The sequence below is a fragment of the Streptomyces sp. AM25 genome, from assembly GCF_058146165.1.
Window position 1 is genome coordinate 24539 of record NZ_JBKIWN010000039.1, and the last position, 14760, is coordinate 39298.

Below are 14760 nucleotides of genomic sequence, written 5' to 3' on the forward strand. Positions count from 1 at the left end.
GCCTACATACCCCGCTCCACATGAGCTGGGACCCGACCCGCCCACGCCCACGGCCTCGTAAACCTGATGTGAACGGATCGGGTGGACCCGAACATTCGGAGACTGCATGAGTGTGCCACCTCCCCCGCACCGCGCGCACGTCGCGCGCCGATTTCGGTATCCCATCACGCTCGGCACCGCGGCTGCACTGGGCGCGGGCATGCTGCTCACGCCGACGGCGGGCGCGGCGGACAGCTTGCTTCCCCTACCCCTACGCCAGCCGAGAGCCAGCATCCCGGTGACAGCCAGAACAGCTGGGCGGGGTGATATCTGATGGCGCGGATCCGCACGATCAAGCCGGAGGCCTTCGTCTCCGAGTCCCTGGCCGCCTGCACGGTCACCGCCGAGCGGACCTTCTTCGGGCTGCTGACCCAGGCCGACGACCATGGACGCCACCGCGACCATCCCGCGATCATCGCGGGGAAGCTGTGGCCGCTGCGCCCCGAGCACACCCCGCTGGACGTCGAGGACGATCTCCAGCAGCTCGCCGCTGCCGGGCTGATCTGCCGGTACGCCGGGTGCGACGGGCGCGGGTACCTGCACATCGTGGCCTGGGCGAAGCACCAGAAGATCGACCGGCCCAGCGCTTCGCGCCTGCCTCTGTGCTCCGCTCACGACGATGAGAAGCGATGCGGCGCCTGCAAGGGCGAGTGCGCCCAGGCACCTCGGCCGGACCGTACGCCAGCACCGTCGGTCCGCGTCGTCGAGTCCTCGACGAACGCTCCCCGAGTCCTCGACGAGGAGTCGACGCACACTCGGCGAGTCCTCGCGAGCCCCTCACAGCCCTCGCCATCATCGAGCACCTCCGCCTCCGCCCCTGCGGACACCCCGGCGCACGCCGCTGGTCACCCGGAGCCCGCCGATTCCACGGATGGCGACAAACCCGCAGGTCAGGGCACATTCGACGAAGACTCGTCGAACCCTCGCCGAGGACTCGCCGAGCCCTCGGCGTCTGGATCTAGGATCTTGGATCCTGGATCCATACCTTCGGGGCGCACCGCGCCCGCGCCCTCGACCGTCTCGGCCAAGACCCTGATCGGCGAGTATGTCGCCGCCTGCGCACACCGGCCGCCGGAGCGTTTTCGGGGGCACCTGGGGCGGGAGCTGAAGCAGCTGATCGACGAGGGCATCGCCCCCGAGCATCTGCGGGCTGCCCTGGAGCGGCTGCGGGTCAAGGGGCTGAACCCGGGTGCGCTGGCCAGCGTGGTCAACGAGGTCATGAACGCCGCCCCCGCCGCTGCGAGCTGGCAGGCCCCACGGGCAGGCGGCGGGTACACGCCGTGGATGAACCCCAGCGACGACTCGGCCTACGAGGAGGCGCTCTGATGGCCGGCCGCCGCCGCGAGCCCGAGCCCGTGTCAGCCGCCCCGCACATGGCCCGCTTCGCACGGATCTTCGCCGAGCGTGGCATGCCCGAAGGCGGCACGCTGGTCAGCGACACCCCCGAGCCGATCCCGGCCCTGGAGGCCGCGCAGGCGCGGATCCCGCGGCTGTACCGGAACGCGGTTGCCGAGCATCCGCGGGTGGCCGACTGGGTGCGCACGATCGCGGAGGGTGCCGAGGCTCCGAACCTGCGGGCCCGTCGGCAGGTGACCCATGGCCCGTCGCTGCTGCTGGTCGGCCGTACCGGCCGGGGCAAGACGCACGCCGCGTTCGGTGCGATCCGCGCCCTGCTCGGCGCCGGCATCGACGTGCGCTGGCACGCCACGACCGCCGCCGACCTCTACGCCGAGATGCGCCCCCGCCAGGGCGTCGACCCGGAGTGGATGCTCCGGCGCATCATCCGCACCCCGGTGCTGATCCTCGACGACCTCGGCGCCGCGAAGTCCTCGGAGTGGACTGAGGAGTTGACCTACCGGATGATCAACCAGCGCAGCATCCACCAGCTGCCCACCCTGGTCACCAGCAACCTGCCCATCCGTGATCTGCGGGCCCAGATCGGTGACCGGGTCGCCTCCCGCCTGACCGGCATGTGCGAACAGGTGGTCTTCACCGGCCCCGACCGCCGCCGCCAGGACATCGCCGCCTAACCGGCTTCTCCCGGCTCTCGCCGCTTCCCTACACACCCTTCACCCGACCCCCCGCGCTGAGCGCTGTCCGCACGCGCCCCGGGGGCGAACGGAGCACCTTCCCATGCGCACCCGCACCACCACCGCCATGCCCGCCTCCGGCTTCCGGCGGCTCGGTGACCAGTCCTGGCACGACAAGGCCGCCTGCGCCGCCCTCGAACCCGACATCGCCGACCGGCTGTTCTTCCCCACCTCCCGCGCCCGCAAGGACATCGCCCAGGCCAGGGCGCTGTGCTCCCAGTGCCCCGTACGACGGATCTGCCTGGACGCCGCGCTGGAGAGCGAGAGCTTCTACGGCATCCGGGGCGGCATGACGGAGGACGAACGCCGGCCCCTGCACCACAAGCTCGACTACCGCCTGGACGGCGACCGCGTCGTCGCCGCGCTGCGCGGCATGGACGTCCACCTCAGCAGCATCGAGCGAGCCGCCGTCGCCCGCCTCGCCTACCTCCATGGCTTCACCGCCGAACAGCTCGCCTGGACCCTGAAGGTCAGTCAGGACTGGGCCACTGACCTGCTGCGCAACGCCCACAACGAGATCGAGGATCGCGACCGCTACTGGCAGGAAACAGGCGACCATGACGAGCCCGCCCACGATGCCGCCTCCGGCACCACAGCCGTGCCCGGACGCCTGGGCCAGGCCATCGACCTCGACAGCCTCGGCGAGGCCGCGTGACCACCAACGGCAACACCACCACGGCGGTCGGCGACTGGGACCGCGCAGCCATCCTCGCTCTCGGCGCCGCTGGATGCGCCCTGTCGTACGACGCACTCCAGCAGATGGCCGTCGCCATCCACATCCGCGGCCTGCTTACCTACCTCTATCCGCTGGTCATCGATGGCTTCATCGGCTATGGCGTCCGAGCCCTGATCCTCACCCGCACCGCGCCCTGGCGCGCACGGCTCTACGTCTGGACCCTGTTCGGCACCGCCACCGCCGCAAGCATCTGGGCCAACGCCCTGCACGCCATCCGGCTCAACCAACTCCACCATGCCGAAAACGCCGAACTACGGCTCGGCGACGTCACCGTCGGAATCCTGTCCACCCTGGCCCCACTCGCCCTCGCCGGCGCAGTCCACCTCTACATCCTGATCACTCGCCACCAGCCCGTCCGCACCGAGGCAGCGCGCGGACCGGTCCAGGGGGATCAGCCGGCGTGTGCGGACCGGTCCGCAGAATCGCTTCACACCTTCAAGGCAAGTCCCGCCAGCGGATCGGTCCGCGACGAGACAGCCTCGTGCGCGGACCAGCGGACCGCTCGTGCGGACCGGCCCACAGACCAGAGCTCTGCAGCAGCCGGTCCGGAGAACACGATGCAGACCGGTCCGCACCAGGATCACGGTTCCGGGCAGGCCAGCGGACCAGGCCGCTCGATCCGGACCACCGCTGCGGACCGGTCCGCTGAGACGGTCCGTCCTCTCAGCGGACCGCAGGCCCGGACCCTCGACAGTCCGCTCCCCCAGGTGTCGGCATCGCACGAAGCCCTCGCCGCCGACCGCGAGCAGGCGCTGCCGCACCCGCAGGAACCAGAGACATCCGGTCCGCTGCCCCGGACCGCGTCTGCGGACCGGTCCGCGACCGCATCGGTCCGGGCGCCCGGTCCCCGGCCTGCGGACACCGCGTCCTCTGGACCGTCGGCGCAGACCGCGGACCGGTCCGCTGCGGATCAGCGGTCCGCGCCTTCCGAGACGGACGAAGAGGTGCGGACCGGTCCGCGGGAGGGTGCGGACCAGCGGACCGGTCCGCAGAACCAGTCCGCACCCCTCGATGCCACCGCGGACCAGCGGACCACTGATGCTGCGGACCGGCAGAGCGCGGACCGGTCCGCGACCGGGGGCGACGGCGAAGAGCAGGACATCGAAGAACTCCTGCCGATCGCCCGCGCCGCGGTCAAGCTCCATGGCCGTATCAACCGGACCGTCGTCCGCAGCGGCCTGCGCGAGCACCAGATCCAGGTCAGCAACCAGCGCCTCGGCCTGATCCTCCAGCGCCTGCGCGACGAAGCCGCGCTCGCCGCCTGATCGCCCCGCTCACCCGCCTTACCCGGTGTGCGGCGGCCCAGCCCCCGGCTGCCGCACACCCCACACGCCCGCGAAAGGCCATCGCTGTGCACCACTGCCACCGCTTCCGCTCCATCCAGACTGCCTTCGAGCGCGACATCACCGGCTACAAGAGCCGCGCCGACCGCGCCCCGGCCAGCCCCCTGGGCCGGACCTGCCGCACCAGCGCCCAGACCACCCACCACGCCATGGCCCGGGCCCTGAACCGGCACCTCCGCCGCTGCCGCGAATGCGGCTGACCAGCACACACCGCTGCTATCGCCACCAGGCGGCCCGGCCACTCCTCAGCCGGGCCGCCCGCCCCACCCCCGCTCCACAAGGGAGTTCGCGCCGCACATGCCCCACCACCCGATGCCCGCACCGAACGCCGACCTGGAGGCCGCCGTCTGGATCGACGTGCTCCTGCGCTACCGCCTCGTACACGCCGCCGTCGAAGGGCCGGACGGGCAGTGGCTCGCCCAGATGCGCCCCGACAGCACGGTGTGGCTGCTGCGCGACACCGACGAAGTCCTGACCCTGGCCGCCACACTCCAGCAGCAGCTGCGCGCCACCGACGGTGAGAATCGATGACAAACCGCCGATCGTCCCCGAACCCCGCGGACCCGCAGGTGACATCCAACTCGACCTCAGGGCGAGCAAGTTGGAGTTTTGGATACTCCCCCGTCGGGGGAGTATCCAAAACCGCCTCCGCCCCGGGGGTGGCGGAGGCCGGCCGGCGCCAGGAGGCACCGGCCGAAGGGGCTGCGCCCGAGGGCGGACCGCAGCCAGCGGGGGGCGAGACCCATACCTGCCACACCCAGCAGTGCGAGCACGCCGCGCCCCAGCAGCCTCGTGTGCGCCATCGCACCCGTCAGCCACGCCAGCGCAACCGCTTCCGCAACGTCCGCCTGAGCGACAGCGAGCTCGCCCTCATCTCCGCCGGCGCGAAGGCTGCCGGTATGACCGATGCCGGCTTCCTCGCCCACGCCGGTCTCGCCGCCGCCCGCGACCTGACCACCAGCGCGGCCCGCATCGCCGGCGACCGTGAACTGCTCGCCGAACTCTTCGCCGCACGAAGGCACCTCGGTCAAGTCGGCAACAACCTCAACCAGGTCGCCAAGGTCCTCAACTCTGACGGCCACGCGCCCCAGACCGACGTCGTGCTGGACGCGGTACGCCGGGCGACCGAGCGTCTGCAGGCCGCCACCGTCCGGCTCCTCGACCAGTAGGCACCCGAACGTGATCCCCCGAGTCCACAAGCAGGGCAGCCGGACCATCGGTCTCCTCTCCTACCTCTACGGCCCCGGCACCCACGAGGAGCACATCGACCCTCACCTGGTCGCCTCCTTTGACGGCGCCGCCCCCGACCCCGGCCGCGACCCGGCCGCCACGCTCAAGGAGCTCCAACTCCTTCTCGACCAGCCAGTGCAGGCGCTCGAGAAGGAGCTGCGGCCGGCCAAGCACGTATGGCACTGCTCGGTCCGCGCGGCTCCCGGCGACCGGATCCTCTCCGACCAGGAGTGGGGGGAGATCGCGCGGCGCGTCGTCGCGGCCACCGGCATCGACGACGGGGACGGCGCCGGATGCCGCTGGGCAGCGGTACGGCACGCCGACGATCACGTCCACATCATCGCCACCCTGGTGCGTGAGGACGGCCACATGCCCAATCACCACCGTTCGGGCAAGCGCGCTCAGGCCGAGTGCCGTCTCATCGAAGCCGAGTACGGGCTCACCGCCGTCAACGCCGGCGACGGCACCGCTGCGAAACGGCCCACCAGCGCCGAACGGCACAAGGCCGAACGCCAACGCCGCACGCAGACCCCGCGCGAGGAACTGCGCGAGCGCGTACGGCGCGCGGTGGCCGGCGCCGCCACCGAGCAGGAGTTCTTCGACCGCCTCGCCGCGGCCGGCCTGCTCGTACGCACCCGCATCGCCCCCTCGGGTGACCTGCTCGGCTACACCGTCGCCCTCCCGGGCGACCGCAATGGCCGAGGCGAACCGGTCTTCTACTCGGGGTCGAAGTTGGCCCCCGACCTCTCCCTCCCCCGCATCCGCGAACGTTTCGCCCCCGAAACCGAGGAACCGCTCGCCGCAACGGACTTGAGCGAAGGCGCCACCATCCACTCCCGGCCGACCAGCCCGACCTCGGCCCGCCGCGCAGCAACCAGCCCCGTCTGGGACGCCGCTCTCCTCCTCAACGACCAGAGCGACGACGGCGCCGCAGCAGCCCAGCTCTCCGCCACCGGAGAACTTCTCGACGCCCTCGCCAAAACCTCCTCCGCCACCACACGCGACGAACTGCGTCTGGCAGCACGTGCCTTCGAACGCGCCAGCCGCTCTCACATCCGCGCCCAGCACGCCGAAGCACGTGCCCTGCGCAAAGCCGCCCGGGAAATCGTCTACGCCAGCCCCTCCCTCGGACGCGGAGAAGACGGAGCGGCCACCGCCATGGTGCTTTCCACCCTGCTCTTCGTCGTGGTGGCCGCAGCCCGCTGGCACGCCCAGCACCAGCACGCCCAGCAGGCCGCAGCCGCCCGCCAGGCCGCCGACCACCTGCGCGCCGCCTACCGCACCACGGCCCACGCCCCGCTGACTGAACTACGCCGCCGAGGCCGACGCCTCCCGCGGACCACCCGCGCCCGGTACGAGACGACCGTGCACACCGTGCTGCCGCACCTCGCGGAGACGGTACTCGCCGAGGGCGGATGGGATGCCCTGGCCGCCACCCTCAACGACGCCGCACGAACCGGAGCCGACCCCGCCTCCCTCCTCCGCGAAGCCGCCGACCAGCGCGAGCTGCACTCGGCCGACTCCGTCAGCGACGTCCTCGTCTGGCGCATACGCCACCTCGCCGACCTTCCCATCCACGCGCCGCAGACCACGGCCGCCCCGGTGCCGACAGTCACTGCCCGTACGGCACGTCCGGCATATCCCGGCAACTACCGCCGTGCAGGGCGGACAAGTTTCTGATGCACGCGCAATCGCAAGTAGCTCTGCAGGGCGCCCGCGGCCCATCGTGAATGGCAGACGGCAGCGCAACAGGAGGGACATCGGATGTTCTGGCACAAGAGGAAGACCGCCCGCCAGGGGCAGGAGCCCGCCGCTCAAGCAGCAGTGCGGTCCGCTCCAGAGTCCTTCGAGGTGCCGACGGACTGGCGAGTGGACCGGACCACGGTGTCGTTCATGGCCTTCCCTCACCCCGGGCCACTGGTCATCGCGGATACGACCGTCACCTGCCGCCAGTGCGAGGCGGAAAGGGAATGGATGGTGATCAAGGCCAGTGAAGGCGTATTCATCCGCTGCCGCTGCACCCACACCTGGCCCGAACCACGCATGACGCCCCAACGGTTCGACGATCTAATGGGCCCCGTCACGGACGTGGCACCGGACTTCCATCACGCCCTGCGCTCCATGGGCTACGACGGCGCGTTCTCCGGCACCTACCTGACCGAATGGGACCTGTCTGATGGGTGTGGGCGGACGTCATGAATGGCTTTGTTCACCGGCAGACGGGTCGGGTATGTCGGTCACAGGCGGGCGCTATGGAGTTTGAATTGGGCCGGTTCAACACCCAAGCAAGTAGCGAACGGGTACGTCCGGCGTGAGGTCCGGTGATGCGTCAGCCCGGTGGTCGGGGGTGTGTCAGCTGGTCCCGGGTTTCCTGGAATGGGACAGGAGACGCCCGAATCCCGCTGGTCGCACGTTCGGTGGCAGGTGGTGGGGCCCTCGACCGCCGGACCACAGGGGTGGGCCGCGCATGACGGGCCGTAATCCGGGTGAACGGGGGTGCCGCTGCTGTTAGCCTGCCGGTCATGGCACGAGGTATCTGGTCGCAGAAGGTTCGTTCGGCCCGCTGACGGCGGCGCCTTCTTCTCTTCTTTCCGTTTTCTGTCGAAGCTGAATCTGCGCTCGCCGTTCCGGTTCCCGCCGGGCGGCCGTTTTGTGTTGCCCGGCTCCACTGCGAGCTGCGGAGCATCCGTTGAACCTCAACCCCACCCCCGAAGCCATGTCACTGCCCGTCGAGGCGGGCGGCAGCGCGCACGTGCGCGCCGAGGGCGTCACCGTCACCCGTGGGTCCCGGCATGTTCTGGCCGACGTCTCGGTCACCGTCTCCGCCCGGTCGCGTCTCGCCGTCGTCGGCGAGAACGGCCGCGGCAAGACGACGCTGCTGCACGTCCTCGCCGGGCTGATCACGCCCGACGAGGGCACCGTGCACCGGACCGGCACGATCGGCCTGGCCCGCCAGGAGTTGTCCGCACGGGACGGCGAGACCGTCGGCACCCTGACGTCCGAGGCGCTGGCCGCCTCGCTCACCGCCCTCGCCGCGCTCGACGGGGCGACCCTCGCCATGGCCGAGGGCGATCCCTGTGCCGGCGACCGCTACGCCGCCGCGCTCGAGGCCGCCACCCGGCTCGACGCCTGGGACGCCGAACGCCGCGTCGACGTCGCCCTGTCGGCCCTCGGCGCCTGCACCGACCGCGACCGTCCGCTCTCGACGCTGTCGGTCGGGCAGCCCTGCCGGGTCCGGCTGGCCTGCCTGCTCGGCGCGCGGCACGACGTCCTGCTGCTCGACGAGCCGACCAACCATCTCGACGCCGGCGGACTGGACTTCCTGACCCGCAGGCTGCGCGAGCACGACGGCGGCCTCGCCGTCGTCAGCCACGACCGGGCACTGCTGCGCGATGTCGCGGACCATTTCCTCGACCTCGACCCGACCCGCGACGGGAAGCCGCGCCTGTACGCCGGCGGCTACGACGCCTGGCAGGACGCCCGGCGCCGCGAGCGCGAGCGCTGGGAACAGGACCACGAGGAGCAGCAGAGCGAGCAGCGGCGGCTGCAGGAGGCGGTCTCGAAGGCCCGCGACCGGCTCTCCACCGGCTGGCGGCCGGACAAGGGGACCGGCAAGCACCAGCGCCAAACCCGCGCACCGGGCGTCGTACAGGCCCTGCACCGGCAGCAGGACGCCCTTCAGGCACACCGGATCGACGTGCCGGAGCCGCCGCGGGCGTTGCAGTGGCCGGACCCGGGTGTCCGGCCCGGGGCGCCACAGCTGCGGGCGCACGGCATCGCCGTCGACGGGCGGCTGGCCGGCCCCCTCGACCTCGCCCTCGACGGCGGCGACCGGCTCCTGGTCACCGGACCGAACGGTGCCGGGAAGTCCACGCTGCTCGCGGTGCTGGCCGGTGCGCTGGACCCCACGGACGGGCACGTCCGAACGGCGAAGGGGGCACGGGTCGTCCGGGTCGTCCAGGAGACCGCAGCGCAGGACCCCTCCCTCACGGTCCGCGAGGTCTACGCCCGCCACGTGGGCCGACTGGTGGCCCGCGGGGTGCTCCGCGACGCCGACGCCGTCCCGCTCGGGGCACTCGGCCTGCTGGACCCCGACGCGCTGCGCACGCCGGCCGGGCGGATGTCACAGGGGCAACGACGGCGCCTCGACCTGGCGTTGGCGCTGGCCGGGCGGCCCGGGCTGATCCTGCTCGACGAGCCGACCAACCACCTGTCGTCGGCACTGGTCGACGAGCTGACCCACGCGATACGCGACACGAGCGCCGCCGTCGTCATCGCCACGCACGACCGGCAGTTGCTACGGGACTGCGCACACTGGCCACGCCTGGAGGTGGGCGGAACTCCAGCACCGGCCGTTCGGTCCGGCACGGCCCGTTTGTCAGGCGGGTGAAAACACGACCGATACCGGAAGGACCGCCGTGCCTCGGCAGCTGGATGGGCGGTCAACGCGGCTGCCCAGGAGAGCCAATTGCCCGGGTGAGGCTGAGGCCACCGTACATCCGCACAGTCGACCGGCAGCACGAGCAACCGATGTGCCACAGAGGGGCGTTGGATCGCCATTTACTGCGTGCCGCTCGGGAGCCGCATGGGGCAAATGGCGATCTTATGTCTATGACTCGGTGGGTGCGCATGATGAGCTTGTGTCGAACATGTGTACCCTCAAGGGGAGGATCATTGAGACGCATACGCACTTTGCCGGCGCTGCGGCGCCTCGCCGTCGGCGCTGTCCTGGCTGTTCTCGTGGGTGGGGGAACAGCATCGGCCACCGGATTACCGTCGGCCCCCAGTCCCTCGGCGGCTCCGGCGTCGCGTCCGGCGGCCGGGCCGGAGAACACGGCGGCAGCAGGGGCGCGGCCCGTGTCCGGCAAGAGTCCGTCGGCCGGCCCGCAGTACACCAAGTCCGGCAGCACCTGGCGCGTCATCACCCCGGAGACGGTGCTGCGGAACACGGTCACCGACGCCGACGGCCACACGGCCAACCTCACGTTCGAGGTGTGGACGACAGACGCTGACGGCAAGCCGAAGACCCAGGTCAAACTGACCGACGCCAATCCGTACGGGGTCCTGGTGTCGCCCTTCGTGGCGTCGGGGAAGACCGCGCAGGTCACCGTCCCGTACGGCAGGCTCAAGCCGGGCGTGACCTACACCTTCCACACCTCTGCCTACGACGGAAGCCTGTACGAGACCGACTGGTCGCCGTGGGCGAACTTCCGCATCGAGCCCTATGTGACGTTCCCCGCGCCGCAGGCGTCGTCGTCGATCGACCCGGTCGCCCAGAAGATCATCGAGTTCACGCGCACCGACCCGGGACCGGCGCTGCCGACCCTGCGCAAGGACGGCACCACCTTCAAGGCCCCCACGAAGAAGCGCACGTGCGGCAAGCCCGACGCCCAGGGTCACGAGCTGTGCTTCGAGCTGAACCCGCCGTCCAAGAAGGCTCTCCGGTCGGCGGCGCCCGTGGGACCGGCCGTCGATCTGGTCGACTGGTGCTTCGACAAGCCGTCCGGCCTGGACTACATGAACCGGACCGAAGCCTGCATGAAGAGCATCGGCACCGGCACGCTGATCTTCACCAGCACCGACCCGAAGAAGCCCGCGCTGGGGACGGCCACCTTCAACATCGAGCAGCGCATCAAGACCTACCCGAAGAAGGGCGACAGCGGCTCGGACTTCGCCGAGTTCGACCAGCAGATCGTGCTGGTGCCCCAGCACATCGACCCCGAGCTCAAGGGCGTCCGCATGAAGTGGAACGTCGGGTCGTCGTGCAAGTCCTGCGTGACGTCGAACATCCGGTGGGCGGACAACCAGAACAACACTGCGGGCGACGCGTACTGGGACGCCGCGACAGCCGACCCGTACAGCGGGCGCTGGGGAACCATCCAGACCACCTGGTCCGGAACAGGCAAGGAGACCATCGACCTCGGATGGTCGGTCACCGCCACCGTGGACGCCGGCGGGAACCCCGCCACGGCCAACTTCGGCACCAGCGGCGTGGACCCGGTGCGGGAGCTGGCACCGCGCTGCGACGACATCCTCAAGGGCCCCTCGCCCGGCTGTGTTCTGCCGTTCTTCAAGCCCACTTACACCGTCGACACCAACCTGTACCCGGCGGCCGGCGCGTACTACTGGCTGATGCAGGAGACGATGCCCGACCACGCCGGTTCGGTGAAGTGGGACTCGCTTCTGCATTATCTCGGTCTGGACACCACGGTGAAGAACAGCAGCGGCCAGCCGTGGTCGGCGAACGACAGTCGCGGACTGGTGTGCCCGAGCGGCTGGTCCAAGCACCCGGCCGACGCGTCGCTGGGAACCCTGTCCTGCGACGAGTACGCCATGGCCACCACCCACGAGAGCGGCGGTTTCCCCGGCGGCGTCAACAAGGTGTCCTCCGGTGATGAGTGCGCTCAGCTGTTCAGCGACAAGATGGGTGACGGCAGCAACTTCGGTCTGCTCGCCGACACGAGGAAGGCCGAGAACGGCCCCAGCGGCAAGGAACGCTGCGGGAGGGCGTCGATCCCCGACGTCCAGAACTCCGGCGCGTTCCACGAGTTCCCGGCACCGTCGTGGCGGATGCTCGACAATGACGGGTTCTTCGTCAGAAATCCCGGCTTCGAGCACTGCGCGAACACCAGCACCACCTGCGTCTGGCGCAAGGCGTAACAGCACCGCCTGAACATGCCCTGTGGGGGCCGGCCCCGAGCCGGCCCCCACACCCGTGTCTGCGACCGGACCGTTCAGCCGGTGTGCTCCGCCCACGGATGGTCCGGATCGGGATAGTTCGGCGGCCCCCATACCAGGGCGCCGCCTGCAAGACCCGGCCTGGCGCCCGTGACAAGGCCCGGCGCCTCCAAGGCGTCGGCGAACTCTTCCAGGTAGACGGTCAGTGACGCGCATTCCGTCCAGCGCTCCGCGTACCGGCTGAAGTAGCCCAACTCACCGGTGGCGCTGTCCAGATAAAGACCGGAGCTGCGGTCGTCGACCCCGTACGAGCAGAACGGAATCCACGACGGCCGCCACGTCGGGTCCTCATCACTACGGCTGCGCTGCTGGAACATCATCTGCATCCGGTAGAAGGCGACCACCGCTTCCAGGTCCATCAACGCACGATTGTCCAGCAGGAACCCCGCGCCGCGCACGTCTCGGACACCGGCATGCAGGGACCACAGCGCCTTCAGATCCGCGGGGATCCGCAGGCCGAGCGCTGCTTCCAGCGCGGCGATCTCCTCCACGGACGCACCAGCATTGAGGGACGCGCACGACGCCGGGGCATGCTCGCGCAGCCATGCCTCGATCCGCCGCCACGCTGCGGTCACCTGCCGCACCGCAACCTCGTCCAGACCGTGATCCAGCGCCTGGTGTTGGCCCTCGTCGCCGGTGGCGGGCGCCTGTGTCACAGTGATGCCCCGGATCTCCACCCGGCCCTCTCCCAGCAGCGGGGGACCGTAGGCGTAGTGCACCCGCAGCCCCGGGCAGTCCTCGAAGGTGTCGCCATCGATCTCCACGGTATACAGGGACGGATCGCCCTGCGGAGTTCCCATGAGAGGATCGTCTCCTAGCTGCACACGCAGAACCTTCACCGCGTAACTGACGCCGCTGCCAAGCTCGTTGCAGCGCTCCTGTATGTGCGGGGGTATGTCAACGGTCGTGGCCATGGCGCGATGTCTCCCTGCGGTCGTCGCGTGGTCGCTGACGTAGAACTTGGATCGTAATCGAGGTCATAGCGCCGTTCTGTTGGACATCTGCAGTTTTCCCCCAGGCACGCTCGCGTTCCCCACACCGTTCCACCATCAGCCAGGCCATCGGTAAAGCACGGCCACTGCTGGCGGAGCGGGGCTGCACCATCACTCCCGGACTGCGGCTGCGTACTCTCGCCGACGTCATCGCTCACATGGGCGCGACCGGACAGACCTCGATCACCGACGCCACGGAGATCCAGGACCGCCGTCCGGCCGCGGGCAGGCACGGCCGGAACCGGTTCATGTCCGGCAAGAGCAAGCAGAACGCGATGAAGACCATGGTCCTCACCGGTACCGCAGGACAACTGCTGTTCTACGGCGAGATGCGGCCCCGGTGGTTGCGCGGACATAACCCAGGCTCGCCAGGCCGGCCTCGTCGATCTCCTCGCCGATGCCGGACACCAGGGCCTGGGCTGCCAGACCTGCGGGCATGTCGTCACCCCGCGCCGCTGCGTGCTAAGGGTAGACGCCAAGCTCGTAGTGAGACACCCCGGTGTAGACCGTCACGGTGCCGTCGACTTCTACTTCGCCCCAGGGGCGCTCCGGGAGCGAGATGTCCAGGAAGCTTGCACCACAGCCCTCGCAGCAGTCGAAATGGTCCTGCCATGCCGTCACGTCTGCTTCGCTGCTCGGGTTACGCATCGTGTGGATGTCGTGGCCGGGGCACTCGTCGTTCGGGCAGGGTTCGCCGTGTCCGCAGTCCGAAGTGCCGCACGGACAGGGGCTGGTGCACGGTGCTGGTTCCCAGTCCTGGGTGGCTACCGCGCGTTGCTGGGGTGACTTCCGGTCGGCCGTCAGGGCGTCCACGACTTCCCGTCGAGTTCTTCCGGTCGCTTCCTGGAGGGCGTGAGTGAGCGCGACCACGTCCGTGAGATCAGGTTGGGAGCCCGACAGCCAGATGGCCGGTGCTCCGGAAGGGTCGTCATCGTTGCGATAGAGGCGTGCGAAGAAGGAACGCGTTCCCGTGTCGTATCCCCAGTCGCTGCCCTGGTCCCATCCGTTAAGCGGCAGGGGGAGAGTGAAGTCTTCGACGATGCGCTGTCCTTGCGGCACATAGAGGGCGGTCATGCGATGCCAGTGACAATGCGCCAGGTCGCCATGGACGACGGTGGTGCAGGTGTCGTCCAGTGCCGGGTTTCCTCGGCAGCGCCGCTTGGATCGGTGGGTGCGGCAATACGTCTCCGTCGCCGGGATGAGCTAATCGCACTGCCGTCCGACCTCGTCGCCGGGTGCCAGGCAGCGCTGGCGGTGGGCAGCGGTCGGATGACCGTTGACCGCAGCGCCGTCGGCCCGTTGCTGTTCGATCTCGCGGTGGATCCGGGCGACGCTCTCGTTGCGTGCCACTCCGGGCAGCGGGTAGACCGTTCCCTTCGTCGTCAGCAGGTTCGTGAAGGTGTCCGGCGCAAGTTGCGGCTCCAGGAGCAGCCGCAGATCCTCGTCGCCGACCGCGTACTCCACGGCTTCTCCCGACCTGAGGACGGTGCGCAGGCGTCGGCTGGTAATCAGTCCCAGCCAGAGCTCCAGCATCACTTCGCAGTCATCGGAGACGGGCTGGAAGCAGGGCGATTGCAAAGTCGCGGTGATCG

At 70.0% G+C, this 14760-nt stretch carries 15 protein-coding genes; 11 read left to right on the top strand and 4 right to left on the bottom strand.

All coding sequences use genetic code 11. The features are described from left to right. The first annotated feature begins 312 nt into the window (after positions 1-312). The 11 genes from ACLHRZ_RS32805 (at position 313) to ACLHRZ_RS32855 (ending at position 12098) form a co-directional block, all read left to right on the top strand. The gene (locus ACLHRZ_RS32805; RefSeq protein WP_490422247.1) at positions 313-1365 is read left to right on the top strand and encodes a hypothetical protein; all 1053 of its coding nucleotides are present in this window, start codon (positions 313-315) and stop codon (positions 1363-1365) included. Continuing rightward, complete coding sequence (locus ACLHRZ_RS32810; protein ID WP_490422248.1) at positions 1365-2069, top strand: ATP-binding protein; 705 nt, start codon at positions 1365-1367, stop codon at positions 2067-2069. Before ACLHRZ_RS32805 ends, ACLHRZ_RS32810 begins: the two co-directional genes overlap by 1 nt. Before the next feature lie 103 nt (positions 2070-2172). Beyond that, a complete protein-coding gene (locus tag ACLHRZ_RS32815; RefSeq protein WP_490422249.1) occupies positions 2173-2784 on the top strand; it encodes a WhiB family transcriptional regulator in 612 nt (203 codons plus the stop codon). Next, positions 2781-4130: a DUF2637 domain-containing protein gene (locus ACLHRZ_RS32820; RefSeq protein ID WP_490422250.1), complete on the top strand. Its 1350-nt coding sequence runs from the start codon at positions 2781-2783 to the stop codon at positions 4128-4130. The genes ACLHRZ_RS32815 and ACLHRZ_RS32820 overlap by 4 nt, the downstream gene beginning before the upstream one ends. Before the next feature lie 86 nt (positions 4131-4216). Next, a complete protein-coding gene (locus ACLHRZ_RS32825) occupies positions 4217-4408 on the top strand; it encodes a hypothetical protein (RefSeq protein ID WP_490422251.1) in 192 nt (63 codons plus the stop codon). A 97-nt stretch (positions 4409-4505) separates the two neighbouring features. Then, positions 4506-4739 carry a hypothetical protein gene (locus tag ACLHRZ_RS32830; RefSeq protein WP_490422252.1) on the top strand — a complete coding sequence of 78 codons (234 nt, stop codon included), beginning with the start codon at positions 4506-4508 and terminating at the stop codon, positions 4737-4739. 263 nt (positions 4740-5002) lie between these two features. Continuing rightward, entirely contained in the window at positions 5003-5377 is a 375-nt protein-coding gene (locus tag ACLHRZ_RS32835; protein ID WP_490422253.1) for a plasmid mobilization protein, read from the top strand. A gap of 10 nt (positions 5378-5387) precedes the next feature. After that, a complete protein-coding gene (locus ACLHRZ_RS32840) occupies positions 5388-7118 on the top strand; it encodes a relaxase/mobilization nuclease domain-containing protein (protein ID WP_490422254.1) in 1731 nt (576 codons plus the stop codon). Between the two features lie 84 nt (positions 7119-7202). Then, the gene (locus ACLHRZ_RS32845; RefSeq protein WP_490422255.1) at positions 7203-7637 is read left to right on the top strand and encodes a hypothetical protein; all 435 of its coding nucleotides are present in this window, start codon (positions 7203-7205) and stop codon (positions 7635-7637) included. A gap of 490 nt (positions 7638-8127) precedes the next feature. Then, a complete protein-coding gene (locus tag ACLHRZ_RS32850; RefSeq protein WP_490422256.1) occupies positions 8128-9828 on the top strand; it encodes an ABC-F family ATP-binding cassette domain-containing protein in 1701 nt (566 codons plus the stop codon). Positions 9829-10295: 467 nt separating this feature from the next. Further along, positions 10296-12098, top strand: coding sequence for a hypothetical protein (locus tag ACLHRZ_RS32855; RefSeq protein WP_490422257.1), 1803 nt, complete (start codon positions 10296-10298; stop codon positions 12096-12098). A gap of 74 nt (positions 12099-12172) precedes the next feature. Here ACLHRZ_RS32855 and ACLHRZ_RS32860 read toward each other — a convergent pair whose 3' ends face one another. The 4 genes from ACLHRZ_RS32860 to ACLHRZ_RS32875 all read right to left on the bottom strand — a co-directional run. Continuing rightward, positions 12173-13090 (bottom strand): SMI1/KNR4 family protein, encoded by a 918-nt coding sequence (locus ACLHRZ_RS32860; protein ID WP_490422258.1) that lies wholly within the window; start codon positions 13088-13090, stop codon positions 12173-12175. Positions 13091-13459: 369 nt separating this feature from the next. Beyond that, positions 13460-13606 (bottom strand): hypothetical protein, encoded by a 147-nt coding sequence (locus ACLHRZ_RS32865; protein WP_490422259.1) that lies wholly within the window; start codon positions 13604-13606, stop codon positions 13460-13462. A gap of 24 nt (positions 13607-13630) precedes the next feature. Next, positions 13631-14242: a hypothetical protein gene (locus ACLHRZ_RS32870; RefSeq protein ID WP_490422260.1), complete on the bottom strand. Its 612-nt coding sequence runs from the start codon at positions 14240-14242 to the stop codon at positions 13631-13633. A gap of 129 nt (positions 14243-14371) precedes the next feature. Further along, positions 14372-14760: hypothetical protein (locus tag ACLHRZ_RS32875; RefSeq protein ID WP_490422261.1), on the bottom strand; the 389-nt coding region annotated here is incomplete at its 5' end.

Bases quoted from the DNA above. Each gene is read 5' to 3' on its own strand.
- ACLHRZ_RS32865 (WP_490422259.1), bottom strand. From the start codon at position 13,606: ATGCCCGCAGGTCTGGCAGCCCAGGCCCTGGTGTCCGGCATCGGCGAG.
- ACLHRZ_RS32870 (WP_490422260.1), bottom strand. From the start codon at position 14,242: ATGACCGCCCTCTATGTGCCGCAAGGACAGCGCATCGTCGAAGACTTC.
- ACLHRZ_RS32805 (WP_490422247.1), top strand. From the start codon at position 313: ATGGCGCGGATCCGCACGATCAAGCCGGAGGCCTTCGTCTCCGAGTCC.
- ACLHRZ_RS32810 (WP_490422248.1), top strand. From the start codon at position 1,365: ATGGCCGGCCGCCGCCGCGAGCCCGAGCCCGTGTCAGCCGCCCCGCAC.
- ACLHRZ_RS32860 (WP_490422258.1), bottom strand. From the start codon at position 13,090: ATGGCCACGACCGTTGACATACCCCCGCACATACAGGAGCGCTGCAAC.
- ACLHRZ_RS32830 (WP_490422252.1), top strand. From the start codon at position 4,506: ATGCCCCACCACCCGATGCCCGCACCGAACGCCGACCTGGAGGCCGCC.
- ACLHRZ_RS32845 (WP_490422255.1), top strand. From the start codon at position 7,203: ATGTTCTGGCACAAGAGGAAGACCGCCCGCCAGGGGCAGGAGCCCGCC.
- ACLHRZ_RS32815 (WP_490422249.1), top strand. From the start codon at position 2,173: ATGCGCACCCGCACCACCACCGCCATGCCCGCCTCCGGCTTCCGGCGG.